The following is a 25,955-nucleotide window of genomic DNA, read 5'->3' as shown; positions in this document are numbered from 1 at the left end:
CAGACTGGTCAGCCGTCCGGACACCGCCTGAAGAAGCACGGAACGCCCTGGGGGCGCGCGCCGGAGCGCTCCATCCCCTGCCATGCGACTCCGAGGCCCGTTGACGAAGCATCAGAGGCCTTCTCTGACCTAGATCACATGAGTAGCGTGGTCACCCATTCGAAAGGTTTCGGTATCGCCCAGGACCGGCCGGAGCGGGTGGATGTGCGCCGTCGCAGGGCCGGAGTCAACGCGCGGCAGCTGACGCAGGGCTGCCTCGTCCCCGTTCTGACGCAGCCGCAGGAGAGCCGTATGCCCGAACCGACCTCGCCCACGCCGCCGCCGGAGCGGCTGTCACTGCGCTGGGCACTCATACTCCTGGCCGCGGTGGTGGCGGGACTGCTGGCCGGTCTGCTGACGTACGCCCAGTCCCGCAACTGGCCGGCCTCGATCCTGGCGGCGCTCGGCGCGAGCGGCGCGGCCCTGGTGAGTCTTCCGCTGCTGCTGTGAGCCGGGAGTGCGCCGGGCTCCCCGTGTCAGGTGGGAATGCGTACCGTCTCCACCCAGCTCGGGGGCTGTGGTGCGGCGGAGCCGATCAGGGCCGCGACGACACGGCAGGGCGGGCTCTCGTCGGGCCAGGGGGTGTACCCGTCGGTGAGGACGACGACGATGCTCGGGCGGTCCGGCGTCGCGAGCGCCGCCTCGATGCCGACGCGCATGTCCGTGCCGCCACCGCCGCCCAGGGTGATCTGCTCGGTGGCGGCCACCCGGGACACGGCCTGCACGTCGGCGTCGCACGCGAGCACGGTCACGCGGTTGCCCCGTACGCCCACCTCGCGCAGGACGCCCGTCACCTCCGCGAGGGCGGCGGCCAGTTCGGCGTCGCCCATCGAACCGGAGGTGTCGATGACGACGGCCACCCGCGGCAACGGCCGGCGCAGGCTCGGCAGGACGACACCGCGCAGCGCCGGGGTGCGGCGCGAGGGGCGGCGGTAGGTGTAGTCGACGGCTCCGCCGGCCCATGCGGCGGCCTCCCGGACCGCGCCGGACAGCGCCCGCCGCCAGTCCACCGTGGGCTCCAGGACCTCCTCGGCCCAACGCTGCCAGCCCGCGGGCAGGGTGCCACGGGTGCGCTGATGGGCGCGCATCGCGTCGGCGGTCTGCCGCCGCAGGGCCTGCGCCTCGACGTCGCCGAGCCGTGCGGGGCCGGCGGAGTCGGGGAGTTCCCAGGGCGCGGGCCGGCCGTGGGCGCCCGATCCGCAGTCCGGCGCCCGCACATGCGGCGGCAGCCGGTCCAGGTACACCTCGAACAACTGGCCCTCGGGGAGGCCGAAGAGGCGGGGTTCCATGCGCCCCTCGGGCAGCCGCAGGCCGTCGGCGAGCAGGTCGTCGTTGATCTCGCAGTCCTGCGCGACGTTGACACGGTGCCAGTCGCGCTGGGCGGCGGCCGGGAGACGGTCCGCCCGGCCGTGATGGTCGCGCAGCAGGTGCGCCGCCTCGTGCACCCATACGCCCGCGAGCTCGGGCACCGGCGTCGCGTCGACGAAGGCGGGCGACACGTAGCAGCGCCAGTGCCGGTCCACGCCCATCGTCCGGACCTCTGTGCTCGGGACGACGGTCAGGGCGTACAACGCCGAGGCCAGATAGGGCCGGTCGCTCGCCGCCCGGGAACGGGCGCCGAGCAGCTTGGTCATGTCCAGGGGGCGGCGGGATTCCTCCGTCGTCCCCGCACTGCTCACCGGCCGGCGCCGGGCAGCGCCCCGGACATCTGCAGCAGGTCCAGAAACCCGTCGATGCCGGGCGGTACGGGCCAGTCGAGGCGCCGCATCGCCGCGAGGTCGGTGGCGGCCCGGGCGGCCACGTCCGGTACGCCCGCGTCGACGGCCTTCGCCAGCACCGCCCAGCCGGCCTCCCACCGGGGCCGGGTGAGGTCGCTCTGGATGGCGGCGACCACCGCGATGAGGAACGCCAGTTGCCGGTCGCCGCGGTCGGGCAGGGCGAAGGCGTCCGGGTCGGCGAGGACCCGGTCGGGGTCGGGCAGATCGAGGTGTTCGAGGTAGGACAGCAGCTCGATGCCCGCGCCGCCCCCGACGGCGCCGGTGAGCGCGGCGGCCAGCGCCTCGCGGCCGGCGCCGGCCGCGTACCCGGCGGCGAGCAGCTTGAGTGCCATCTCCCAGGTACGAGGGGACGGCCAGGACCGGCCGCGGCTCTCGGCGTCGCCGGGGATGTGGTGGACCAGGCCGGGCCGGGCCGTGAGGAAGCCGGAGATCGCACCGCGGGCCCGTGCGACCGCACCGGGGACCTTGCCTGCGGAGACGAGGGGCACGGTCAGCTCCGGCCAGGTGCCGGCCATGCCGCGGGCCACCGTCCGGGGGTCGTGGGTCCATTCGAGGTGGACGAACCGGTTGGCGAGCGGCGGACTGAGATGCCAGCCGTCCGCCGCGCTGGACGGCGGGTTGGCGGCGGCGACGATGCGCACCGCCTCCGGCAGGACCAGGCTGCCGACCCGTCGTTCGAGCACCACGCGCAGCAGCGCGGCCTGCACGGCCGGCGGTGCGGAGGACAGCTCGTCGAAGAAGAGCAGGCCCTGTCCGGCCCGGGCGAGGCGGACCGCCCAGTCCGGTGGAGCCATCGGGACACCGGTCACGGCGGGGTCGTCACCGACGATCGGCAGCCCGGCGAAGTCGGAGGGCTCGTGCACACTGGCGATGACCGTCTCCAGCGGCAGACCGAGCCCGGCGGCGAGCTGCTCCAGGGCGGCCGACTTGCCGATTCCCGGCTCGCCCCACAGCAGCACGGGCTGATTGGCCGTCACGGCGAGGGCGAGCGCCTCCAGCTGCGGGTTCGCGGCGGGCTCGGTCCGTCGTGAGCGCAGCCTGCGGTTGAGTTCGTCCGCGGCCGCCAGCGGGCCGGACGGCGCGGTGGGGACGGTACGGTCGGTGCTCAAGGGGCTGTTTCTTCCTCGTCGTCGGCTTCGTCGGCTTCATCGGAGTAGTACTCGTCCTGGTCGTCCATCCATTCGTCCCACCACTCGGCGCCGACGCCCGGATGCTCCTCCTGCACGCGTTCCCGGAGGAAGGCCAGGTCGGGCCGCTTGTACCGGCGGACGAGCTGGGCGAGCGACAGCTCGGACTGGTCGATCACGTCGAGTCGCGCCCCGGCGGCGACGAGCGCCTCCACCAGCGCCTTCGAACCGAGGTCGTTGACCGCCACGAACAGCGGCGTGCGCTCCCGCCGGTCCCGGGCCTCCAGATCCAGTCCCTCCGCCAGCAGCCGCGGCAGCAGCGTCTCGTGGTCGAGGAGGTTCAGTACGTGCAGCAAGGTGCGGCCGCCGGCGTCGCGCACGCGGGGGTCGACACCGGCGTCCAGGAGCTCCAGCACGCCGTGAGTGTCACCGTGCTGGGCGCGCAGGAACAGTTCGTGGCGTTGTGCTCGCAGCGCCTTCGGCAGACGGCCCTCTCCGGAGGTCCACGTCTGCTCCACGGCGAAGCATCCGGCGACGGCACCGCCGAAGGCGCGCATGGCGCGCTCGCGCTGCTGTTCCTCGTCGCTGTGCGGCATGTGCAGCAGGCCGCCGGGCCGGAAGGCCACCTCGTGCCATTCCCCGCGGCACCTGACCCGTACGGGTGCGGGAGCCGGTGCCCCTGGCGGGCCGACCGGGCTGTCCGGGGCCCGGAGGGCGGGGAACAGCGCCTGACGGACGAGCGGATGCAGGTGCTCCGCGGCGATGCCTCCGCCGCGCATCAGGTCCAGGTCGGGGAGCCTGCGCCACAGGGCCGCGGCGAGGATGGGCTCGCCCTTCACGTCGTCCCGGTCGACAGCCCGCGCCAGCAGCCCGCCGGCGTCCACGGGCTCCAGCAGGATGTAGGTCCGCCAGTGCGCGGCGATGAGAAAGCGGTCACCGACACCCTCGGCCATGTGCCGGCGGACTTCCGGCTCCAGACGGGTGTGGTCGATCGCGAGCCCGCCGAGGAGCTGCTCCGGATCCACCTGGTACCAGCCCGACTTCTGCGGGGGTGTCAGGTCCAGCTCGATGCCGGCGGCCGCGAAGGCGGCCTGGGTCTCGCCCTTCTGGTGCAGCAGCGTGACCCACTCGGCCCGTGCCGCCGGGTCGCCGTCGCCGGGGTCGGCCGCGGGCAGTTCGTCCGTGCCGCGCGGGGTGGCGTCGGCGTGCAGGAACGGCGGCCTGTCCGTGCCGCCGCCGCACCGTTCGCGCAGCTCGGCGGCGTGCCGTGCGTCCCACAGGTGCCGCGCGTACCGCCAGTCCTGCGTGGTGCGCCCGAAGACGCCCGCGGCCTGCTCGTCCGTCACCGTACTGAACCGCAGGGCGATCCGCTGCGGTCCGTCGATCATCGCGGGAGTGGTGATGTGCAGGTACGGCGTGGCCCGGCGGCCCTCGTCCGCTGCCTTGGGGCGGTAGCGCGCGAGGACGACCGTCGTGTCCGTGGCGAGTGTGGTCCGCCCGCCGAGCACGCGCGGCAGGTGCCAGCGCAGCAGGTCGGGGGCGAAGTGGCGCAGGTCGTCCTCGAGAGCCGCGGCGACCTCGTCGCCACAGTGGCCGGCGACCTCCGCCAGGTCGAAGGCGACGTCGACGTTCGCCGCGGCGCAGGCGCCGCGCCAGTCACCGGCCAGACGGCGTTCGGTCGCGCGCTCGATCATCCGGCCGGGCACCGCGTACCGGCGGATCCGGCGCCGGCTCGACGCCTCGTCCGCGGGGAAGCAACGCAGTTCGATGTGAGAGCTCAACGGTAGACACTCCCTATCGCGCGCAGGTCGGCATGCGCCCTGCCGACGGGCCGCAGTCGCTGGGTGAAGGACCGCTTCACCTTGCGGGGCAGGCCGGGCCCCAGACCGACGTACTCCAGGGACGAGTTGTCGGGCACGGCGGCCAGCAGCGTCTTCGCGCCCCGGCCGGTCAGTCCGGTGTGGCACAGTTCCAGCCGGCGCAGCGGGCTGCCCGGCAGGGCGGCGGCCAGCGCGTGGGCGCCCTCGTCGCCGGTGGTGTTGGCGGGGGCCCCGAGGCTGCGTTCCGACGGCGGGCGGCCCAGGTCGAGTGCCTCGATCCCGCCGAGGGAGTCGGCGAGGGCCCGGGCTCCGACGGGGCCGATCCCGTTGCCGCCGAGGCCCAGGCGCACCGGTCGTGCGGGGTCGGCCGCGGCGGCGAGGATCGCGGCGCCCTCGTCACCGAGGTGGTTGGCCGGGAGGTACAGCTCGCGCACACCCGCCTCACGGATCAGCGCCGCCAGCAGCGGGGCCGCGTCGGCGGTCAGGCCGTTGCCGCCGAGGAAGAGGCGTTCGACCGGGCTGGGCCGGTCGGTGAGGGCGTCGAACAGGGCTCGCAGACCGTGGGTGGTGAGACCGGTGTTGACCAGGTCGAGGGTGCGCAGCGTGGTGTTGCGGCGGAGCATCGCGGCGAGCGCGCGGGCGCCTTCGTCGCCCACCGGGTTGCGCTTGAGCCACAGGGCGCGGACGGTGCCGTCCGTCGTCAGCGCATCGGCGAGCGCGGTGACGCCCTCGGGGCCGATGCGGTTGCAGCCGAGGTACAGCGTGCGCAGGCCGTGGCCGTCGGCCAGCGCGCCGGCGACCGTGCGGGCTCCCTCGTTCCCGATGGCGTTGGTGCCGAGCAGGACGTGCCCGGCGTGCGCGGAGGCGGCGGCGACGGGCATCAGCCGGGCGGCGCCGGCCGCTCCGAGGCCCTGCTTGCACAGGTCGACACGTCCGTCCGCGCGCACCGTGCCGAGCGGGAAGGTCTCGTCGGCCTCGACCGGCCGGGTGGACCGCAGACGGGCGAGCAGCGGCTCCAGAGCCGCGGGATCGCTCATCGGGATGTCGGGGTGCTCGATCGCGGGGCAGCGTACGGGCGTCGGCTGCGTCATCACCACTCCACCGGTCCATCGCCGGTGCCCGGCTCGCCGAGGGCGGCATCGCCCTCCGCCCGCCCAGGACGAACCGACGCCAATCGACTTTCCTCCACGACAAGGGCGGCAAGGCTGGCCGGATTCGAACCGACGTCCTCCAGCTTGATGCTTGGGCGCGACGACCTCTGCGCTACAGCCTTGCCGCGGAGATCATAGCGGCTGTCGCCTCTGCGTTCGAACCCAGTTGATTCTCGGGCGGAGGGGCGAAAAAGGGAGCACGGCCGCGGGCGCCGAGCGCCCGGCGGCGCCCACCCTCAGCCGCCGTCCGGCGCGCCCGAGAGGCGCGGCGAGGTACCACGTAAAAACGTTTGTTCGCGCATGCGCACACCCGGGTCGCACACCAACACCGCTGCGTTCACGCCCAGATCGCGACGGGGCGCACAACCCGATCGATCCAGATTTTCTCTATTATCCGACCTTCCTGGGGGCTCTTGCCCCGATCTCACGCTCTGCAGCTAGCTATGTGCTGCGTCCACTTCCTGGGCCGGGCTCCCGACGAGCACGGCCGTCGGTCAGGGGAAGTGGCCGGGAAACCCGTATGTGAGGAGTGGTCATGAAGAAGGCCTATGAGGCGCCGACGCTCGTCCGGCTCGGTACGTTCCGGAAGGAGACCGGGCTCCTGGGGCGCCACGGCAACGACCGGCTGATCCTGAGCAAGAACTGACGACCGACGGTCATCGACCGACGTCATGACTGAACTGCACGAGAGTGCGGGGACGGGCCCCGGCGACGCGCACTTCGCGGTCTTCACGGACCGTGCGGACGCGGCCGCCGTGGCCCGCTTCTTCGCCCGCCCCGGAAGCCGGACCCTCGCGCATGCGTCGGGCCGGCCCTGGCTGGTCGGCCACTGGCACGACGACGAGGTGGTCACGGCGGGCGTGGGCGCCACCCGCATCGCCGTCGTCGGCTGCTGCCCGGTCGACCCCGACGAACTGCGGCGCCGGACCGCACGGTTGCGTGATCTCGCGGAGCTCGACGCCCTGGCCCGGTCCCTGCCCGGCAGTTTCCATCTCGTCGGCACCCTCGACGGACGGATCAGGGTGCAGGGCACGGCCTCCGGACTTCGGCTCGTCTTCCACGCGGAGATCGACGGCGTGCGGGTGGCCGCGACCAGGGCCGACACGCTCGCCGCCGTCCTGGGCCTCGACCCCGACGTGGAGGAACTGGCCGCAAGGCTGCTGTGGCCCGCCCCGTATCCGCTGTTCGAGACGTCGATGTGGCGTCCGGTCACCGCCGTCGCTCCGCAGGACGCCGTGGTCGTCGCCGCGGACGGGCGCACCGTACGGCACACGCGGTGGTGGACGCCGCCGGAGCCGGTCCGGCCGCTCGCCGAAGCGGCGCCCCTGATCCGGCAGGCGCTGGCGGAGGCCGTCGGGGCGCGAACCCGGCAGGGTGGCGTGGTGAGCTGCGACCTGTCCGGCGGCCTGGACTCGACCTCCGTCTGCTTCCTTGCCGACCGCTCCCCCGCCCGTGTGGTGGCCAGTACCTGGCCGGGACGCGATCCGGCGGACACCGACCTGTCCTGGGCCGAGCGGGCGATGGAGTACCTCCCGGACGTCGAGCACGTGGTCTGGGACGCCGACACCTCACCACTGGTCTACGAGGACCTGCTCGGTATCGACGACCTGCTCGACGAGCCCACCATCGGTGTCATGGACCGCTCCCGGGTCCTCCACCATCTGCCCGGTCTCGCGGCACGCGGCAGCCGGCTGCATCTGACCGGGATCGGCGGCGACCACGTGGCCTGGTGCTCCGAGGCCTACTACCACCGGCTGCTGCGCACCCGCCCGCTGTTCGCCCTGCGGCAGTTGCGGGGGTTCCGGGCGCTGTGGCAGTGGCCGCTCGGCGGCACGGTCCGCGCTCTCGCGGACTCCCGGCCGTACGGGAAGTGGCTCGGCGGCGCCGCCGGTGAACTGCGTGCCCCGTCGCCTCCGACCGTCGCCACGGGTCTCGGCTGGGGCATGGCCCCGCGCGTGTTCGGCTGGGTGACTCCCGACGCCGAACGCATGGCCCGCCGGGCACTGCTCGCCGCCGCGGCGACGGTCTCGCCGCTCCATCCGGACCGTGGACTGCACGCCGACCTGGAGCAGATCCGCTCGTGCACCCGTGTCATCCGGCAGTGGGACCGGATGGCGGCCCGGGCCGGCCTGCCGATGGCCTCTCCCTTCCTCGACGACCGCGTCATCGAGGCGTGTCTCGCCGTACGTCCGAGCGAGCGCGTCACGCCCTGGCGGTACAAGCCCGTGCTGAGCGCCGCGATGCGCGGCATCGTGCCGGACGCCTGCCTGCGGCGGGCCAACAAGGCCACGGCCGCCATGGACGCCTCCGACGGACTGCGCCGGCACCGCGGCGACCTGCTCGCCCTGTGGGAGAACTCGCGGCTGGAGGAGCTCGGCCTGGTGGACGGCGCCGAGCTGCGCCGCCTCGCCCGGCGGCCCGCCTCCCCGGGACTGTCGGAGGCCATCCTGTACTCCACGATCGCCGCCGAGGTGTGGCTGCGTGGAAGGGAGCGCGGCCACAGCCGTGTCCCACAGCCCTGACCGGACCCCCGTACCAGAAAGGCCCTCACATGCCCCTGCGGTTCGGCGACAACGTCTCCACTGCCCAGACCGACTACGGCACCGTACTGCTGGACGAACGGGCAGGCACCTACTGGGAGTTGAACCCCACCGCCACGCTGGTGGTACGGGCCCTGCTCGACGGCGCCGAGGAGGCGGACGCGGCCGCCGCCCTGGTGCGGGAGTTCGACATCGACCAGGCGCAGGCCCTGCGGGACGTCCAGGCGCTCGTCCAGCAGCTGCGCGGCTCGGGGCTCGCCTCATGACGACGCCCAGCGCGCTGGAGCGGCCCACCGGTGTGCCCCTGGCCCGGCGCCTGGCCGCCCGCCTCGTCCTGCTGCCCGCCGTCGCCCTGGCCATGCTGCCACCCCACCGCATCCGTACCGTACTCGGCCTGCTGCGGCGCGGTGCCGCGCCCGCCACCACTGCGCAGGCCCAGAACGCACGCGACGCGATGTGCGCCGCCAGCCTGGCCTGCGCCGGACCGAAGGGGTGTCTGCCCCGGTCCCTGGGGGCTGCGCTGCTGTGCCGGCTCGGCGGTACCTGGCCCAGCTGGTGCACCGGTGTACGTGTCGTCCCGCCGTTCACCGCGCATGCCTGGATCGAGGCGGACGGACGTCCGGTCGGCGAGGGGCTGCCCGAGGGCTACCTCGCCCGGCTGATGGCCGTCGACCCGCTGCCGGGGCCGACGGGCCGATGACCGGCGACGCGCCTGCGCACGGCGGCCCGGCCCCGGCCGCCGAGGGTGACACGTCCACCCGGGCGGCGGTGGCCACCATGTACCGGCTCACCGCCGGGCACCGGAGCTCCATCGCCGTCGCCACCGTGCTGACCCTCGTGTGCTCCGCCCTGGGACTGGCCCAGCCGCTCGTCGCCAAGCACGTCGTGGACGCGAACGCCCGAGGGCAGGTCGTCTGGCCGCTGCTGGGAGTGCTGGGCGCGCTGTTCGTGGTCGAGGCGGCGACGGGAGCCACGGGGCGCTTCCTGCTGGACCGGATGGGCGAAGGCGTCGTACGGCAGCTCCGTCACGGGCTGGTGGGACGGCTGCTCCGGCTGGAGATGCGGGAATACGACCGCCACCGGTGCGGTGACCTCGTCTCCCGGGTGACGGCCGACACCACCTTGCTCCGGGAGGTCGTGTCACAGGCCCTGGTCGATCTCGTGACGGGCAGCCTCGTCGCCGCCGGGGCAATCGCCCTCATGGCCTGGCTCGACCCCCTGCTGCTGCTCCTGGTCGCCGGCACCGTGGCAGCGGCGGCCGTGGTCGTCGCCTCGCTGCTCACAGGTATCCGCTGCGCGTCCGCGCGCATGCAGGACTCGGTCGGTGCCGTCGCCGCCGATCTGGAGCGCGCCCTCGGCGCCCTGTCGATGGTTCGCGTGCACCGCGCCGAGGGGCGCGAGGCGGCCGGCATCGGCGCCCGCATCGACGCGGCCTACGACGCCGGGGTACGCACTGCGAAACTCGCCTCGGTCATGAGCTCCGCCGTCGAACTCGCCGTGCAGGGCTCCTTTCTCATCGTCCTGGTCGTCGGCGGTCTGCGCGTCAACGGCAACGCCGGATCCCTCGGTGACCTCGTCGCCTTCCTGCTGTACGCCTCGTACCTCGCCCTGCCGCTGTCCTCCGTCTTCCGTGCGGTGGGCCTGGTCCAGCGCGGAATGGGCGCCTACCAGCGCATCGACGGGGCGCTCCGGCTGCCGGTGGAGCCCACCGCGCCCCGGATCCGGGGAGACTTCGCCCCCGTACCGTGCCCGACCGGTCCGCCCGTCACCCGCGAACGGCCCGTTCTCGCCCTGCACGACGTCCACTTCGGCTACGAACCGGATCGGCCGGTGCTCCGCGGCGTCTCGTTCGCGGTTCCGCCGCGCCGGCAGGTGGCCCTGGTGGGCCGGTCCGGGGCCGGCAAGAGCACCGTGTTCGCCCTCGTGGCGAGGTTCTACGAGCCGGACACGGGCGCCCTGCTCTTCGACGGGCGGCCCGCGGCCGGGCTCACCCGTGACGCATGCCGACGGGGCATCGCCGTCGTCGACCAGAACACCCATGTCGTCCACGGCACGTTGCGCGACAACATCACCTACGCCGTGCCCGACGCCACGGAGGCGGAGATCCGGCGCGTGGTCGAACTGGCCCGGCTCGAGGAGGTCGTCGACCGGCTGCCCGGCGGCCTGGCCGCGGTCATCGGCGAACGCGGCAGCAATCTCTCCGGCGGCGAACGCCAGCGCATCGCCCTCGCCCGCGCGTTGCTGGCCCGCCCCTCGCTGCTCCTGCTGGACGAACCCACCTCCCACCTCGACGCGATCAATGAAGCGGCGCTGACCACCGTCATGAAGGAAGTCGCCCAGGAGTGCGCACTGCTGGTCATCGCCCACCGCCTGTCCACCGTGCAGCACGCGGACCGCATCGTGCTGCTGCAGGACGGCCGCATCGCCGCCGGCGGACGCCATGAGGAGTTGCTCGCCCGCAGTGCCCTCTATCGCGAGCTGGCCGCGAGCCAGATGCTCCGGCCCGGCGGAGACGACGGAGACCGCTCATAGGAGGTGCGACACTCCGCCCCGACCACCTCGGGTCGAGCTCGGCCGGCGGGGTGTTCAGTGCGTTCACACGGCGTTCGCGTTCCTCTCGGCGGCCTCGACGACGTTGGCCAGCAGCATCGCCCGGGTCATGGGTCCCACTCCCCCGGGCATGGGCGCGACCCGTCCGGCGACCTGGGCGGCCTGAGGATGGACGTCGCCGACGAGCCCGTGCTCGGTGCGCGTGATGCCGACGTCCAGGACGGTCGCGCCGGGGCGCAGCATGTCCGGGGTGATCAGTCCGGGCGAGCCGGCCGCCGCGACGACGATGTCCGCCTCGCGTACGTGCCAGGCCAGGCCCTTGGTCGCGGTGTGGCACAGGGTGACGGTGGCGTTCTCCGAGCGGCGGGTGAGGAGCAGTCCGATCGGCCGCCCGACGGTGATGCCCCGGCCGATCACGCACACCCGCGCTCCGGCCAGCGGGACCTCGTGGCGGCGCAGCAGTTCGACGATGCCCCGCGGAGTGCAGGGCAGTGGGGCGTCGCCGCCGAGGACGAGCCGGCCGAGGTTGACCGGGTGCAGGCCGTCGGCGTCCTTGGCGGGGTCCATGCGCTCCAGCACGGCGCCCGCGTCCAGGTGGCGCGGGAGCGGCAGTTGGACGATGTAGCCGGTACAGGCCGGGTCGGCGTTGAGTTCGTCGATGACGTCCTCGACCTGCTGCTGGGTGGCGTCGGCGGGCAGTTCGCGGCGGAGCGAGGCGATACCCACCTGCGCGCAGTCGCGGTGCTTCCCGGCGACGTAGGCGCGGCTGCCCGGGTCGTCCCCGACCAGGACGGTGCCGAGGCCGGGCTGCCGTCCGGTGGCGGCGGTCACCTTGGCCACGCGCTCGGCCAGTTCACGGCGGATGACGGCGGCGGTCGCCCTGCCGTCGAGGAGTTGTGCGGTCACCGGCGGTTCTCCTTCGCCAGGTCAGCCACGGAGGCGGGACATGGTCGGGTCGAACAGGGGCTCCTGGGCGACGGTCGCCTCGACGCGCTGGTCGAAGTAGCCGATGTGCACCGTGGTACCGGGGGTGGCCAGCTCCACCGGGAGCCAGGCATAGGCGATGCCCTTGCCGATGGTGTGGCCGTGGGCGGCGCTGGTCACGTAGCCGACAGCGCGGTCCCCGTCGTAGACCGGCTCCTTGCCCATGACGACGGCCCGCGGGTCGTCGATGGTGAGGCAGCTCAGCCTGCGCCGCACGTCTGCCTTGCGGCGCTCCAGTGCGGCCTTGCCGACGAAGTCGCCCTTGTCCGGCTTGACGGCGAAGCCGACGCCGGCCTCGTAGGGGTCGTGCTCGTAGGTCATGTCGGTGCCGAAGGAGCGGTAGCCCTTCTCCAGGCGGAGGCTGTTGAAGGCGCCGCGGCCGGCGATGATGCCGCCGAGCGGCTCGGCCGCCTGCCACAGGGTGTCCCAGAGCTTCGCGCCCTGGTCGGCGGTCGTGTAGAGCTCCCAGCCGAGTTCACCGACGTAGGACAGGCGCATCGCAGTGACCGGAACCGAGCCGATGTAGGCGCGCTTGGCGCGGAAGTACTTGAGGCCCTCGTCGGAGAAGTCCTCGTCGGTGAGCGGCTGCAGCACCTCGCGGGCGAGCGGGCCCCACAGGCCGATGCAGCAGGTGCCGGGGGTGATGTCGCGGACCTGGACGGTACCGTCGGCGGGCAGGTGGCGGGTGAACCAGTCGAGGTCCAGGTTGCCGTTGGCTCCCACCTGGAAGAGGTCGCGGGCGAGGCGGGCGACGGTGATGTCGCTGCGGATGCCGCCGTCGTGGTCCAGCAGCAGGGTGTACGTCACCGAGCCGACGGACTTGGCGACCTTGCCGGTGACCAGGCTCTCCAGGAAGCCGGCGGCACCGGGGCCGCTGACCTCCAGGCGCTTGAGGGCCGTCATGTCGTACAGGGCGACGGTCTCGCGGGTGACCTGGGCCTCGGCGCCGACGATGGGCGACCAGTAGCGGGCGGCCCAGTCGTTGGGGGTGGGGATGGCGCGGCCTTCGACCAGCCCGGCGTTCGCCTCGTACCACTGGGGGCGCTCCCAGCCGTTCGCCTCCAGGAAGAACGCTCCGTGCTCCTGCTGGCGGACGTAGAAGGGGCTGGTGCGGATCGGGCGCGGCTTCCCGCTCGGCTGGAGGGGGTGGAGGATGTCGTAGACCTCGACGAAGTTCTGGCAGTCGCGGGCCAGGACATACTCCGGGGAGAGCTGGTGCGGCTCGAAGCGGTTGACGTCGCACTCGTGCAGGTCGAAGGAGGAGCAGTAGCCGTCGACCAGCCATTCGGCGACGGCCCGGCCGACGCCCGCGGAGTGGGTGACCCACACGGCCTCGGCTACCCAGAAGCCCTGGACGTCCTGGGATTCGCCGAGCAGCGGGAAGCCGTCGGTGGTGAAGGAGAACAGGCCGTTGATGCCCTCCTCGACCTTGGCCTCGCGGGTCGCGGGCAGCAGCGACCGGGTCTCGGTCCAGGCGTCCTCGAAGTCCGCCTCGGTGAACTCCAGGACCGACGGCATCTGTTCGGCCTCGTCCACGGAGAGGATGTCGTCGGCGGAGACGGGCATGGGACGGTGTCCGTAGTAGCCGATGCCGAGGGCGTCGAAGCGGTCGCGGTAGTAGAGGTCGGCGTCCTGGTGGCGCAGGATCGGGCGTACCGCCTCCTCGGTCTGGCCGGCGAGGGCGGGGATCGGGCCGGTCCAGGCGAGCTGGTGGGCGAGCGGGGTGAGCGGCAGGTTCATCCCGACCATGCGGGCGATCTTCGGTCCCCAGATGCCGGCGCAGCAGACGACGATGTCGGCGGGGATCTCGCCCTGGTCGGTCACCACACCGGCGACGCGGCCCTCGCTCTGCCGCACGTCGAGGACCTCGTGGCGGGCGAGGAAGCGCACACCGCGCTCGGTGGCCCGGCGGATCTGGGCCTCGACGGCGAGGACGGCCTTGGCGAGGCCGTCGGTGGGGACGAGGAGACCGCCGAGGACCTTGTCGCGGTCGACCAGCGGGTGCTGCTCCACGCACTCGTCGGGGGTCAGCAGGCGCGACTCGATGCCCCAGGAGGCGATCCAGCCCTGGCGGCGCCGCAGCTCGGTGAGGCGCTCGGGGCTGGTGGCCACCTCCAGGCCGCCGACCTGGAGGAAGCAGGGCTTGCCGTCGACGTCGAGGGCGCAGAACTTCTCGACGGTGTAGCGCGCCAGTTCGGTCATGGTCTTCGAGGGGTTCGTCTGGAAGACCAGGCCCGGCGCGTGCGAGGAGGATCCTCCCGTGGCCGGGAGGGGGCCCTGGTCGACGACGGTCACCTCGGTCCAGCCGCGTGCGGAGATCTCGTCCGCCAGGGCCGCTCCCACGACACCCGCTCCGATGATGACCACTCGGGGTCCCGCCATCGCCCAACCTCCGAACATTGAGACCGGTGCAGTTGCTTGTTCCGCAACGTGGTTCAGGTTGCGCAACTCAATGTGCCCGTCCGGGAAGGGGGTGTCAAGGGGTCCGTGACGTCGGGGAACGGCCCGTAACAGGGCCCTGGACACGGCAATGCCCGGCGGGCGGCGCGCACCTGCACGCACCGCCCGCCGGGCATGTCCGACCCGTCCTCCCGACCCGGTCTACTTGAGCCAGGCGTCCACCTTGTCCTTGTTGGCGTCGACCCACTTCTTCGCCGCCGCGTCGTCGGACATCTTGTCCTGAGCGATGTACTTGGCGACCTCGTTCTGGTCGTCGTTCGTCCAGTTGAAGTTCTTCACCAGGTTGTAGGCGGGGCTGCCGGACTTGGCGAACTTCGCACTGACGATCTTGTTCAGGTCGTACACGGGATAGTCGCAGGCGATCTTCTCGGCGACGGCGTCGCAGCCCGTCGTGTACTTCGGCAGGGAGACCTTCTTCAGCGGGACCTCGGACAGGAACCACTGCGGCTCGTAGAAGTAGCCGATCACCCACTGCTTGTTCTTCTCGGCGGTGCGGAAGGCCTGGATGAGCGCGGTCTCGCTGCCCGCGTACACCACCTTGAAGTCCAGCTTCAGGTTCTTCACCAGCGCCGCGTCGTTGGTGACGTACGACGGGTCGCCGTCCAGGAGCTGGCCCTTGCCGCCCGACTCGGAGGTCTTGAAGTTGGACGCGTACTTGTCGAGGTTCTTCCAGTCGAGGATGTCGGGGTGCGCCTTGGCCAGCCACGGCGGCACGTACCAGCCGATGATGCCCTTGTTACCGGTCTGGCCGGCGTCGACGGCGGTCTTCTGCCCGGTGATGTACTTCTTCTTCAGATCGTCGTGGCCCCAGTTCTCCAGGACGGCGTCGACCTCGCCGGTGCCGAAGCCCTGCCAGGCGATCTCCTCCTTGAGGTTCTTCTTGGTGACCTTGCAGCCGAGGCTGTGCTCGGCCACGTACGCGACGACCGCCGCGTCCGCCTCGTAGCCCACCCACGGGTTGACCGCGAGGTTGAACGTGCCGCACTTGCCGGAGCTGCCCGCGTTGTCCGAACCCGAGGAGGTGTCACCGACCTTCGCGCCCGAACATGCGGTGAGCGTGAGGCCGAGGACGGCCAGGCCGGCCGCGCCGGCTCGCCAGTGTCTTGCCATGGTGTCGTGCTCCTTAAGCGCTCGCGCGTCGCGCCGCTGCCTGAGTGATCCGGTCGAACATGACTCCGAGCAGTACGATGGCGAGTCCCGCCGCCAGCCCCTTGCCGTACAGCTCTCCCTGCGAGAATCCGGCCACGACGTCGTAGCCGAGGGCGCCCGCGCCTACCAGGCCGCCCACCACAACCATCGACAGCACGTAGATCAGCCCCTGGTTGGTCGCGAGCGTCAGGGCACTGCGTGACATCGGCAGTTGAACCTTGGTGATGATCTGCCAGGTGTTGCACCCGGCGGAGGTGGCCGCCTCCACGGTGGTCTCGGGCACGGCCCGGATCCCGTCCGCGATGATCTTCATGGCGACGGGCGCCCCGTAGACGACCGCGGCGACGATGGCCGTGAAACGGCTGGCACCGAACAACGCGAGGAACGGCACCAGATAGACGAACGGCGGCATGACCTGGGCCGCGTCCAGACTGGGCCGGATCAGCCGGTCCACCATCGTGCTGCGCCCCATCCATACGCCGAAGACGATGCCGAGCACCATCACCAGCACCGTCGCGACGAGTGTCGAGGCCAGCGTGGTCATGGCGTCCGACCACAGACCGGTGCCGACCAGCAGGCCCACGCACACGGCCGTGGTGATCCCGGCCTTCCAGCCGCCGAGCACCACGCCGAGCGCGACCAGCACCGCGCCGACGAGCCACCACGGAGAGTCCGTGAGCAGCGTCTGGAACGGGTTGAGCAGCCCGTTGGTGATGACGTCGCGGATGGCGTTGGTCACGCCCGACAGATGGTCCTGCGCCCAGTTGGTCGCGGTGTCCGCCGCGCTCGCGATGTGGCTGCCGACGGTGCCGTCGCCGGGGAAGTCGGCCGCCCACACGTAGGTGTGCGAGAGGTAGACCAGGACCGCCGCGACCGCGGCGCCGGCGCCCAGCAGGGGCCGGCGCCACTTGGCGAAGCTGTGCTCGGCGTTCCGTGCGTTCTCCTCGCGTGCGGCGGCCGCGGTCGTGACCCGGTCCAGGACGATCGCCATGACGACGATGGCGAGTCCGGCGTTGAAGGCCGTGCCGACGTCGAGCGACTGCAGCGCCTGGATGACGACCGGGCCGAGGCCGGGCGCGTTGATCAGTGCCGCGATGGTCACCATGGCCAGGGCGGCCATGATGGTCTGGTTGACGCCCATCACCACGGTCCGCTTGGACATCGGCAGCAGGACCTTCTGCAGCGACTGGCGGCGCGTGGCGCCCATCGAGTCGGCCGCCTCGACCGTCGTCGCCGGCACGTTCCGGATGGCGTGTGCGGTGATGCGGATCGCCGGCGGAGCCGCGTAGATCACGGTGGCGATGGTGGCGGAGGCCCCGCCGATGAGGAAGAACAGGGTCAGCGGTGCCAGGTAGACGAAGGTCGGCATCGTCTGCATGAAGTCCAGGAACGGCGTCATGATCCGGTTGAACCGGTCGGACAGCCCCGCCCACACACCCAGCGGGATCGCGAACAGCAGCGCGACGAAGACCGCGGAGAGGGTCAGCGCCAGGGTGTCCATGCTCGGCTGCCACAGGCCCTGCAGCCCCATGAAGGTGAAGCCGGCCACGGCCAGCAGCGCGACCCGCCAGTTGCCCACGGCCCAGGAGACGTAGCCCGCGAGGCCGACGACGCCGAGCCAGCCGATCTGCGGGACCGGGCGGGCGCCGGACGGCTGGGAGATCAAGTGCTGGACGAAGGTCACCAGGTTGTCGATGACCAGCCGGATCTCGTTGAAGAAGTACAGGAAGAGCGGGTTGGAGTTGCGGTCGGCGCCGATGGAGTCGTTGAGGTCGTTGAGCCACCGGTGCAGGTCGGTGAGGTCGGCCGCCGCCAGGGACAGGGTCTCCTTGCCGCGCAGCACGGCGAACAGCACCAGCCAGACGACCACGATCGCACCGGCCAGCACAGGCCGGCCGACCTTGCGTGTCCCTCTGGCGGCAGCGGCCGGCTCTGCCGTCGCTGTCTTCTCGGGCTTCTCGGGTTTCTCGATGGCGACGGTCATCACGCGCCGCCTTCCCGCCCGGCGACCACGGAGAGGATCTCCTCGTCGCCGACGATGCCGAGCAGCTTGCCGTTCTCGACGACCTTGACCGGCCGGTCGGCCGCGAGGACGGCGCGGGTGGCCTCGCGCACCACGACGTCCGGCCCCAATTCGGGCCCGTCCAGGGCATCGTCGGGCCCGGCCGGGCGCATGATCCACCGCAGGGTGAGCACATCGCCGCGCGGCACGTCCTTGACGAACTCGCGCACGTAGTCGTCGGCGGGGGCGCCCACCAGCTCGTCGCCGGTGCCGCACTGGACCATCTTGCCGTCGCGCATGATCAGGATGCGGTCGCCCAGCTTGAGCGCCTCGGAGAGGTCGTGGGTGATGAACACCATGGTCTTGCCGACCTCGTGGTGCAGCCGGATGACCTCGTTCTGCATGTCGCGGCGGATCAGCGGGTCGAGCGCGGAGAACGGCTCGTCGAAGAAGAGGACGTCCGGATCCCCGGCCAGGGCCCGGGCGAGGCCGACGCGCTGCTGCATACCGCCGGAGAGCTGGTCGGGGTACGAGTTCTCGTAGCCGGCGAGGCCCACCAGTTCGACGACCTCCAGGGCCCGCCGGGTGCGTTCGGCCCTGCTCATCCCGCGGATCTCCAGGCCGAAGGCCACGTTGTCGACCACTCGGCGGTGGGGCAGCAGCCCGAAGTGCTGGAAGACCATGGAGAACTTGCGGCGGCGCAGCTCGCGCAGGCGCTTGTCGTCCGCCTCGCGGATGTCCTGGCCCTCGAAGACGACCTCACCGGCGGTGGGTTCGATCAGCCGGGTCAGACATCGCACCAGCGTGGACTTGCCGGAGCCGGACAGACCCATGACGACGAAGACCTCGCCCGGCGCCACCTCGAAGTTCACGTCGCGCACGGCGGCGGTGCATCCCGTGCGGTCCATGAGCTCACGGCGGGAGAGACCGCACAGCTCCTCTGAGCCCGGCACCCGGTCGGCCTTCGGCCCGAACACCTTCCACAGATTGCGCACGGAGATGACCGGAGTGGCGTCCGAGTCCTGGGGTGTGCCGCGCCGCTGCGGCACCTCGGTCTGTGTTGGGGTCACGATCGACCTCTTTTCGGCGTTCAGCCGCGGAACCAGTGCTGCGGCCGGGGGTGGATGTTCTGCCAGATGTGTTTGGGCTCTCGGTACTCGTTCAGGCCGGTCGGCCCCAGCTCCCGGCCCACGCCCGAGTGCCCGAAGCCACCCCATTCCGCTTGCGGCACGTAGGGGTGGTAGTCGTTGATCCACACCGTGCCGTGGCGCAGCCGTCGGGCGACCCGCTGGGCCTTTCCGGCGTCCTGGGTCCACACGGCTCCGGCGAGTCCGTACTCGGTGTCGTTGGCGATGCGTACGGCGTCGTCCTCGTCGGTGAAGCGCTCGACGGTGAGGACGGGACCGAAGGACTCCTCGTGCACCACGCGCATGTCCTGCCGGCACTCGTCGAGGACGGTCGGCGGGTAGTAGTGGCCGTTCGCGAGGGCGGGGTCGGCGGGCCGCTGCCCGCCGCAGCGGAGTACGGCACCCTCGGCGAGGCCGGCCGCCACGTACGCCTCGACCTTGTCCCGGTGCTGGGCGGAGATCAGCGCGCCGGTCTCGGCCTCGGGGTCGAAGGGTCCGCCGAGGCGGATACGCCGGGCGCGGCGGACGACCTCGTCGACCAGGCGGTCGTGCAGGGAGTCCTCGACGATCAGGCGGGCACCGGCCGAGCAGACCTGCCCGGAGTGCAGAAAGACGGCCGTGAGGGCGAAGTCCACGGCCGTCTCGAAGTCGGCGTCGGCGAAGATCACGTTGGGGTTCTTGCCACCGAGTTCCAGCGCCACCTTCTTCACGGTGGTGGCGGCGGCGGCCATGATCCGTCTGCCGGTCTCCAGGCCGCCGGTGAAGGAGACCATGTCGACGGCGGGGTGCTCGGAGAGCGGGGCGCCGGCCTCGGGCCCGGCGCCCAGGACGAGGTTGGCGGCACCGGGCGGGAGCCCGGCCTCCTCCAGCGCCTTCATCAGCAGGACGGAGCTGGAGGGGGTGAGCTCGCTCGGTTTGAGGACGATCGTGTTGCCGGCCAGGAGCGCCGGAGCGACCTTCCAACTAGCCTGCAGCAGTGGGTAGTTCCAGGGGGTGATCAGTCCGCACACACCGACGGGTTCGTAGACCACGCGGCTGACGGCGTCGTCGCGGCCGGTGTCGATCACCCGGCCGGCGTCGGTACCGGCGAGCCCTCCGTAGTAGCGGAAGCAGGAGACGACGTCGGCGATGTCGTACTCGCTCTCCACCAGCCGCTTGCCGGTGTCCAGCGACTCGGCCCGGGCGAACTCCTTGGCGTCGCGCTCGATCAGGTCGGCGGTGCGCAGCAGCAGTGCGCCGCGCTCGCGCTCGGGGGTACGCGGCCAGGGGCCGTCGTCGAAGGCGCGCCGGGCCGCGGCGATCGCCGCCTCGGCGTCGGCGCGGGTCGCCTCCGAGACCGTCGCGACCGGCGTACCGTCCGCCGGACAGCGGATCTCCCGGAGGCCGCCGGCCACCGCGGCGCGCCATTCTCCGTCCACATACAGATCTGCCACTGCCGCGCCCTTCGAAATTTCGTTGCGCATTGTGCACTGTATTGCTTGTGGTGGAACACCCTGGCCGAATGGACGGACACCCGTCAAGGGGTCTGCATGTCCCGATTCGGCCACCGGAGCTGCACTCCACCGGGGGTGTCGGCCACCCGGCCGGTCCAGCACCCGACGGCTCCGGCCCCGCGGGCGAGCAGCGCCCGCAGGGTCCCGGTGCCCACCGGCTACCCGGCCTGCTTCTGGGCGTCGCGGTGCCGGTAGTACGCGGCCTTGGACGGCGCCGGCGGCTCCTTGCCGAGGATGAGGTCGGCCGCCTTCTCGGCGATCATCATCACCGGCGCGTAGATGTTGCCGTTGGTGACGTACGGCATCACCGAAGCGTCCACCACCCGCAGCCCGTCGAGACCGTGCACCCGCATGCTCTGCGGGTCGACGACGGACATCTCGTCGGTGCCCATCTTGCAGGTGCAGGAGGGGTGCAGGGCGGTCTCGCCGTCCTTGGCGACCCAGGCGAGGATCTCCTCGTCCGTCTCCACGGACGGGCCGGGCGAGATCTCCCCGTCGTTGTAGGGGGCGAGTGCGGGCTGATCGAGGAGCCTGCGGGCCACCCTGATCGCCTCGACCCATTCGCGGCGGTCCTGCTCGGTGGAGAGGTAGTTGAAGCGCAGCGCAGGGTGTTCGTGCGGATCCTTGCTCTTGATCTTCACCGAGCCGAGCGCGTCGGAGTACATGGGGCCCACGTGGACCTGGTAGCCGTGGCCGCCGGCCGGTACGGAGCCGTCGTAGCGGACCGCGATGGGCAGGAAGTGGAACATCAGGTTGGGGTAGTCCACGTCCTCGTTGCTGCGGCAGAAGCCGCCGGCCTCGAAGTGGTTGGTGGCCGCCGGCCCCTTGCGCAGGAGCCACTGCAGGCCGATGAAGGGGGCCCGCCACTTCGCCAGGTACGGCTGCATGGAGACGGGCTGTTTGCAGGCGTACTGGATGTACACCTCGAGGTGGTCCTGCATGTTCTCGCCGACACCCGGCAGATCGTGGACGACGTCGATGCCGAGGGCGCGCAGTTCCTCGGCGTTGCCGACGCCGGAGAGCTGCAGCAGCTGCGGGGAGTTGATCGCGCCGCCGCAGAGGATGACCTCCTTGGCCCGGACCTGCTGGAGGGCGCCCTTGCCGCGCTGGAACTCGACACCCACGGCCTTCTTGCCCTCGAAGAGGACGCGGGTGACGAGGGCGCGCGTCTTCACGGTGAGGTTGGGACGCCTCCTGGCGGGCTTGAGGTACGCCTTGGACGCCGAGAGGCGCCGACCGCGGTGGACATTGCGGTCGAACTTGGCGAAACCTTCCTGCCGATAGCCGTTGACATCGTCCGTGGGCGCGTAGCCCGCCTCCTGAGTGGCCTCGAGGAAGGCGGAGAAGAGTGGGTTGGTGGCCGGGCCGCGCTCCAGGACGAGGGGGCCGTCATGGCCGCGGAACTCGTCGTCCGGGTCGGCCGCCAGACAGTTCTCCATGCGGCGGAAGTACGGCAGACAGTGGGCGTAGTCCCAGGTCTCCATGCCGGGGTCGGCCGCCCAGCGCTCGTAGTCCATCGGGTTGCCGCGCTGGAAGATCATGCCGTTGATGCTGCTGGAGCCGCCGAGCACCTTGCCGCGCGCATGATAGACGCGCCGGCCGCCCATGTGGGGCTCGGGCTCGGACTCGTACTTCCAGTCGTAGAAGCGGCTGCCGATGGGATAGGTCAGCGCCGCGGGCATGTGGATGAACACGTCCCAGGGATAGTCGGGGCGGCCCGCCTCCAGCACGAGCACCCGATTGCCGGGCTCGGCGGAGAGCCGGTTCGCAAGTGCGCTGCCGGCCGATCCACCGCCGACGATGACGAAGTCGTAGTGCAGGAGAGCCATGGTGCCTCGTCTCGCTCGCGTCGTCGCTATGCGGGGATGCTAGTACGAGTATCGCCATGCGCACTAGGTTGCGAACAACGCAACTTGTAAGATCTTTGTTCACATCTCATTACTTGCAAGTGCGTTGTTTACTACGCGTATAGTTCCGCTATGAGCAACTACAGTCCGGATAGCGAAACGACCGCTTCACCGTCCGGCGGCGTGCAGTCCGTCGACCGGGCCATCAGCGTCCTGGAGATCCTCGCCCAGCGCGGCGAGGCGGGCGTCAGCGAAGTGGCCGCCGAGATCGATGTTCACAAGTCGACCGCGTTCCGTCTGCTCGGCGCCCTGGAGGCGCGCGGTCTCGTCGAGCAGGCGGGCGAGCGCGGCAAGTACCGGCTCGGCTTCGGCATCGTACGCCTGGCGGGTGCCGTGACGGGACGCATCGACATCACCCAGCAGAGCCGCCAGGTGTGCGAGCGTCTGGCCGAGGAGATCGGCGAGACGGTCAACATCGCGGTGATGCAGGAGCACTACGCGATCAACCTCTACCAGGTGCGCGGCCAGTCCGCCGTCACCGCGCACAACTGGGTCGGCCAGCTGACTCCCCTGCACGCCACCTCCAGCGGCAAGATCATGCTGGCCCATCTGCCCGCCCAGGAGCGCGCCGAGCTGGTCACGGAGACCGGCCTGAAGAAGCTGACCCCGCACACGATCTCCTCGAAGGCGAAGCTGGAGAAGAATCTCGCCGAGGCCCGGGATCGCGGTTACGCCTGGACGCTGGAGGAGCTGGAGATCGGGCTGCACGCCATGGCCGCGCCGATCCGGGACCGGGAAGGCCAGGTCATCGGGTCGATCAGCGCTTCCGGGCCGTCGTACCGGTTCACCGAGGAGCGTATGCACGAGCTGGCTCCGGTGCTGGTGAAGGGCGCGGAGGAGATCAGCCATCGCATGGGGTACCTGGGCTGAGCACGCACGGTACGACCGCCGTACGGCCCGCGTCCGCCCCTCGCGCGGGCCACGGGCACCCTCCTCCGCCTCACTCCGGCTGCCGGGTACCGAGCCGCTCGTGCACCCAGTCGTGGAAGGCACCGATGTGGTGCTCACTGGGCACCAGCACGCCGCCCTTGGCGTACAGCCGTGAGCTCATGCCCGGCTGGGTGCGCTCGCAGGCGTCGAAGTCCTGGCGGTTGACCCGGTCGAAGAGTTCCACGGACCGGCCGACGTCCTTGCCGCTCTCGACCACGTGCGGGAGATAGAGCCAGTCGCACTCGACGACGGTGCGGTCGACGGCGACCGGAAACATCCGGTGGAAGATCACGTGGTCGGGCACCAGGTTGATGAACACCTGCGGCTTGACGGTGATCGCGTAGTACCGGCGGTCCTGGTCCTCGGAGACTCCGGGGATGCGGTCCAGCCCCTCGGTGCCGTCGACGGTGAAGCCCTGGACGGCCTCGCCGAACTCGGCGCCGTGGCCGACGTAGTACTGGGCGGCGTAGCCGTCGGCGAACTCGGGCAGCACCTCGGTCAGTTCGGGATGGATCGTGGCGCAGTGGTAGCACTCCATGAAGTTCTCGATGATGAGCTTCCAGTTCGCCTTGACGTCGTAGACGATCCGCCTGCCCAGCGCGAGGTTGTCGATGTCGTAGCGCTCGATCGACTCGACATCGCCCAGCCGCTCGACCACGGCCCCCATCACGTCCTCCTCGAAGGAGGGCGGGTCCTCGGCGAGGCACACCCAGACGTAGCCGAGCCATTCGCGCACGGCCACACTCACCAGGCCGTACTCGGTGCGGCCGACGTCGGGCATCTTCGTGAGGTTGGGCGCCGCGACCAGCTTGCCGTCCAGGCCGTAGGCCCAGGCGTGGTACGGGCACTGGAAGGCCCGCTTGACCTCGCCGGAATCCTCGGTGCAGAGCTTGGCTCCGCGGTGCCGGCAGACATTGAAGTAGGCGCGGATCGAGTGGTCCCGGGCCCGGGTGACGAGGATGCTCTCGCGGCCCACGTCGACGGTGCGGAAGGCACCGGGCTTCGGCAGGTCCGCGGCCCGGGCGACGCAGAACCACATCGTCTCGAAGATGCGTTCCTGCTCCTGGGCGAAGACCCCCGGGTCCGTGTAGGCGGAGCCGGGAAGGGTGGCGATGAGGCTGTCCGGCAGGTTTGTCGAGGTCAACGCTGCACTCCTCGGGAAGCGTCGTGGAAGGTTCGGTCACGTGCCGGGCAACGCAGCACGAGAGGGCGCCGGCGCGGTGTCAGGATGCGGTGGCGGTGAACTGCTTGCGCCAGCGGGTGAACAGCCGCGGCTGGTTCATCCCGAGCGCGGCGACCGGCCGGCCGGCCCGCCGGTAGACGGCGAGGAAGCTGCGGTCGTCGGTGGAGCCCTCCTCGACCGTCACGCTGTCGGCCCCGGCGGCATGGCCGACGAACTGGATCTTCACGCCGTACTGGTCGGACCAGAAGTAGGGCGGCCGTGGGGCACCAGGTTCCGTGGCACCGTGCGCGAGCAGCGTGGCCACGGCGGCGTCGGGCCGTTCCAGCGCGCCGGTCCAGTGCTCGACCCTGCGGTGGATTCCGGTGCGCGGGTCGTACCAGTTGGCGCAGTCGCCCACGGCGACCACCCCGGCGACACTGGTGCGCCCGTCGGCGCCGCACTTCACTCCGTTGTCCAGCGCGACGCCGGACCCCTCGAGCCAGTCGACGCAGGGACGCGCGCCGACCCCGACGACGACCGTGTCAGCAGGAACGGAGCGACCGTCCTCCAGCAGTACGGCATCGACCCTGCGCTCCCCGCTCAGCCCCTTCACCCCGACCCCGCACAGCAGCCGTACGCCGTGGTCGGTGTGGAGGGCCGAGACGACCCGGCCCATCGCCTCCCCGAGCGGTGCGGCCAGCGGCGTCGGCGCCGCCTCGATCACGGTCACGTCCAGGCCGAGGGCGTACGCCGTGGAGGCCACCTCGGCGCCGATGAACCCGCCGCCGATCACCACCAGCCGTCCGCCGCCGGCGAGGTCGTCGCGCAGGGCGCGGGCGTCGTCGACGGTGCGCAGTACATGCACCCCGGCGAGTCCGTCGGTGCCGGGCAGGGTGCGGGCGGCGGCTCCGGTCGCGACGACCACGCCGTCGGCGCGGATCTCCCGGCCGTCGGCGAGCCGGATCGCCCGCTCGGTGTGGTCGAGCCCGGTGGCGCGGACCCCGAGCACCCACTCCGCCCGGAGTTCCTCGTCGTCCCGTTCCAGCGCCAGGTCTCCCTCGCCGATGGCACCGGCCAGGAACTCCTTGGACAGTGGCGGCCTGTCGTACGGCCGGTGGGGCTCGTCCCCGATGACGACGAGCCGGCCGTCGTACCCGCGCTGCCGCAGTGCGCGCGCGGCCGACAGACCGGCCAGCGACGCCCCCACCACGGCGACGGTCCTCACGCGGGGCCTCCGGCGAGGCGGGCGGCGATGCACGGCGGCAGGTTGGGCGCGTCCGTCGACAGCCGGACGTAGACCATCCCGTCCTCGACCACGACCTCGTGGGTGCGGACCGGGAGCTTGGCCGGGGGTGCGTCCACGGCTCCGGTCCTGAGGTCGAACTTGGAGGCGTGCAGGGGGCATTCCACCTCGCAGCCCTCCAGCCAGCCGTCGGCGAGCGAGGCGTCCTGGTGGGTGCAGGTGTCGTCGATGGCGAAGAGCTCGCCGTCGTCGGTGTGGAACACCGACACGGGCGGGTCGATGTCGAGCCGTTGGGCCTCGCCTCGCGGCAGATCCGCGAGACGGCACGCGGGAATCATCATGACACCTCGGTGCGTATAACGAAACGGATTGCGATTGACGCAACGCCAGTCTGAGGGCCGTTCTGAAGCGTTGTCAAGGCGTCCACAGGCCGGGTTGTGCGCGGCCGGGCGACGGCCTTCGGGGCACGCCGAAGCGACCTCGAAAGCGCAGG

General features: G+C 71.6%; 21 protein-coding genes. 7 read left to right on the top strand and 14 right to left on the bottom strand.

Annotated elements, in window-relative coordinates; all coding sequences use genetic code 11:
- Positions 1–138: 138 nt before the first annotated feature.
- A complete protein-coding gene (locus AC07DS_RS34655; protein WP_479151828.1) occupies positions 139–489 on the top strand; it encodes a hypothetical protein in 351 nt (116 codons plus the stop codon).
- Between the two features lie 26 nt (positions 490–515).
- On the opposite strand, the gene AC07DS_RS34650 is transcribed toward AC07DS_RS34655, so the two are convergent.
- Genes AC07DS_RS34650 through AC07DS_RS34635 form a run of 4 tightly spaced genes read right to left on the bottom strand, consistent with a single transcriptional unit; the run spans position 516 to position 5,855 of the window.
- Positions 516–1,673: a vWA domain-containing protein gene (locus AC07DS_RS34650; RefSeq protein ID WP_479151890.1), complete on the bottom strand. Its 1,158-nt coding sequence runs from the start codon at positions 1,671–1,673 to the stop codon at positions 516–518.
- 41 nt (positions 1,674–1,714) lie between these two features.
- The gene (locus tag AC07DS_RS34645; RefSeq protein WP_479151826.1) at positions 1,715–2,926 is read right to left on the bottom strand and encodes an AAA family ATPase; all 1,212 of its coding nucleotides are present in this window, start codon (positions 2,924–2,926) and stop codon (positions 1,715–1,717) included.
- Positions 2,923–4,725, bottom strand: coding sequence for an ankyrin repeat domain-containing protein (locus tag AC07DS_RS34640; protein ID WP_479151825.1), 1,803 nt, complete (start codon positions 4,723–4,725; stop codon positions 2,923–2,925). The genes AC07DS_RS34645 and AC07DS_RS34640 overlap by 4 nt, the downstream gene beginning before the upstream one ends.
- A complete protein-coding gene (locus tag AC07DS_RS34635; protein WP_479151823.1) occupies positions 4,722–5,855 on the bottom strand; it encodes a leucine-rich repeat domain-containing protein in 1,134 nt (377 codons plus the stop codon). The genes AC07DS_RS34640 and AC07DS_RS34635 overlap by 4 nt, the downstream gene beginning before the upstream one ends.
- A gap of 595 nt (positions 5,856–6,450) precedes the next feature.
- On the opposite strand from AC07DS_RS34635, the gene AC07DS_RS34630 reads away from it, so the two are divergent.
- The 5 genes from AC07DS_RS34630 to AC07DS_RS34610 are packed head-to-tail and all read left to right on the top strand — an operon-like array spanning position 6,451 to position 10,987.
- Positions 6,451–6,561 (top strand): keywimysin-related RiPP, encoded by a 111-nt coding sequence (locus tag AC07DS_RS34630; RefSeq protein ID WP_106434143.1) that lies wholly within the window; start codon positions 6,451–6,453, stop codon positions 6,559–6,561.
- A 25-nt stretch (positions 6,562–6,586) separates the two neighbouring features.
- Entirely contained in the window at positions 6,587–8,437 is a 1,851-nt protein-coding gene (locus AC07DS_RS34625) for a lasso peptide isopeptide bond-forming cyclase (protein WP_479151821.1), read from the top strand.
- 29 nt (positions 8,438–8,466) lie between these two features.
- Positions 8,467–8,721 (top strand): lasso peptide biosynthesis PqqD family chaperone, encoded by a 255-nt coding sequence (locus tag AC07DS_RS34620; RefSeq protein ID WP_479151819.1) that lies wholly within the window; start codon positions 8,467–8,469, stop codon positions 8,719–8,721.
- Complete coding sequence (locus AC07DS_RS34615) at positions 8,718–9,155, top strand: lasso peptide biosynthesis B2 protein (protein WP_479151817.1); 438 nt, start codon at positions 8,718–8,720, stop codon at positions 9,153–9,155. Before AC07DS_RS34620 ends, AC07DS_RS34615 begins: the two co-directional genes overlap by 4 nt.
- Complete coding sequence (locus tag AC07DS_RS34610) at positions 9,152–10,987, top strand: ABC transporter ATP-binding protein (protein WP_479151815.1); 1,836 nt, start codon at positions 9,152–9,154, stop codon at positions 10,985–10,987. Before AC07DS_RS34615 ends, AC07DS_RS34610 begins: the two co-directional genes overlap by 4 nt.
- Before the next feature lie 63 nt (positions 10,988–11,050).
- Here the strand turns inward: AC07DS_RS34610 and AC07DS_RS34605 are convergent, their stop codons facing one another.
- The 7 genes from AC07DS_RS34605 to betA form a co-directional block, all read right to left on the bottom strand.
- Complete coding sequence (locus tag AC07DS_RS34605) at positions 11,051–11,911, bottom strand: bifunctional methylenetetrahydrofolate dehydrogenase/methenyltetrahydrofolate cyclohydrolase (RefSeq protein ID WP_479151814.1); 861 nt, start codon at positions 11,909–11,911, stop codon at positions 11,051–11,053.
- A gap of 21 nt (positions 11,912–11,932) precedes the next feature.
- A complete protein-coding gene (locus AC07DS_RS34600; RefSeq protein WP_479151813.1) occupies positions 11,933–14,371 on the bottom strand; it encodes a GcvT family protein in 2,439 nt (812 codons plus the stop codon).
- Positions 14,372–14,590: 219 nt separating this feature from the next.
- A complete protein-coding gene (locus AC07DS_RS34595; RefSeq protein WP_479151811.1) occupies positions 14,591–15,559 on the bottom strand; it encodes an ABC transporter substrate-binding protein in 969 nt (322 codons plus the stop codon).
- 13 nt (positions 15,560–15,572) lie between these two features.
- On the bottom strand, positions 15,573–17,582 hold the full coding sequence (locus tag AC07DS_RS34590) for an ABC transporter permease (RefSeq protein WP_479151809.1): 2,010 nt from the start codon (positions 17,580–17,582) through the stop codon (positions 15,573–15,575).
- Entirely contained in the window at positions 17,582–18,670 is a 1,089-nt protein-coding gene (locus tag AC07DS_RS34585; RefSeq protein WP_479151807.1) for a quaternary amine ABC transporter ATP-binding protein, read from the bottom strand. The genes AC07DS_RS34590 and AC07DS_RS34585 overlap by 1 nt, the downstream gene beginning before the upstream one ends.
- Positions 18,671–18,690: 20 nt before the next feature.
- On the bottom strand, positions 18,691–20,160 hold the full coding sequence (locus tag AC07DS_RS34580) for an aldehyde dehydrogenase family protein (protein WP_479151806.1): 1,470 nt from the start codon (positions 20,158–20,160) through the stop codon (positions 18,691–18,693).
- A gap of 218 nt (positions 20,161–20,378) precedes the next feature.
- A complete protein-coding gene (gene betA / locus AC07DS_RS34575; RefSeq protein ID WP_479151804.1) occupies positions 20,379–22,049 on the bottom strand; it encodes a choline dehydrogenase in 1,671 nt (556 codons plus the stop codon).
- Between the two features lie 150 nt (positions 22,050–22,199).
- Here betA and AC07DS_RS34570 point away from each other — a divergent pair, with 150 nt between their 5' ends.
- Complete coding sequence (locus tag AC07DS_RS34570) at positions 22,200–22,997, top strand: IclR family transcriptional regulator (RefSeq protein WP_479151802.1); 798 nt, start codon at positions 22,200–22,202, stop codon at positions 22,995–22,997.
- A gap of 70 nt (positions 22,998–23,067) precedes the next feature.
- Here the strand turns inward: AC07DS_RS34570 and AC07DS_RS34565 are convergent, their stop codons facing one another.
- The 3 genes from AC07DS_RS34565 to AC07DS_RS34555 form a co-directional block, all read right to left on the bottom strand.
- A complete protein-coding gene (locus tag AC07DS_RS34565; protein ID WP_479151800.1) occupies positions 23,068–24,201 on the bottom strand; it encodes an aromatic ring-hydroxylating oxygenase subunit alpha in 1,134 nt (377 codons plus the stop codon).
- 79 nt (positions 24,202–24,280) lie between these two features.
- The gene (locus AC07DS_RS34560; RefSeq protein ID WP_479151798.1) at positions 24,281–25,444 is read right to left on the bottom strand and encodes an NAD(P)/FAD-dependent oxidoreductase; all 1,164 of its coding nucleotides are present in this window, start codon (positions 25,442–25,444) and stop codon (positions 24,281–24,283) included.
- Positions 25,441–25,803: a bifunctional 3-phenylpropionate/cinnamic acid dioxygenase ferredoxin subunit gene (locus tag AC07DS_RS34555; protein WP_145885396.1), complete on the bottom strand. Its 363-nt coding sequence runs from the start codon at positions 25,801–25,803 to the stop codon at positions 25,441–25,443. The genes AC07DS_RS34560 and AC07DS_RS34555 overlap by 4 nt, the downstream gene beginning before the upstream one ends.
- Between the last annotated feature and the right edge of the window lie 152 nt (positions 25,804–25,955).

It is taken from the genome of Streptomyces sp. NPDC044064 (genome assembly GCF_056434245.1).
The sequence above is the reverse complement of the archived record's forward strand: the minus strand, read 5'-3'. Positions and strand labels throughout refer to the sequence as shown.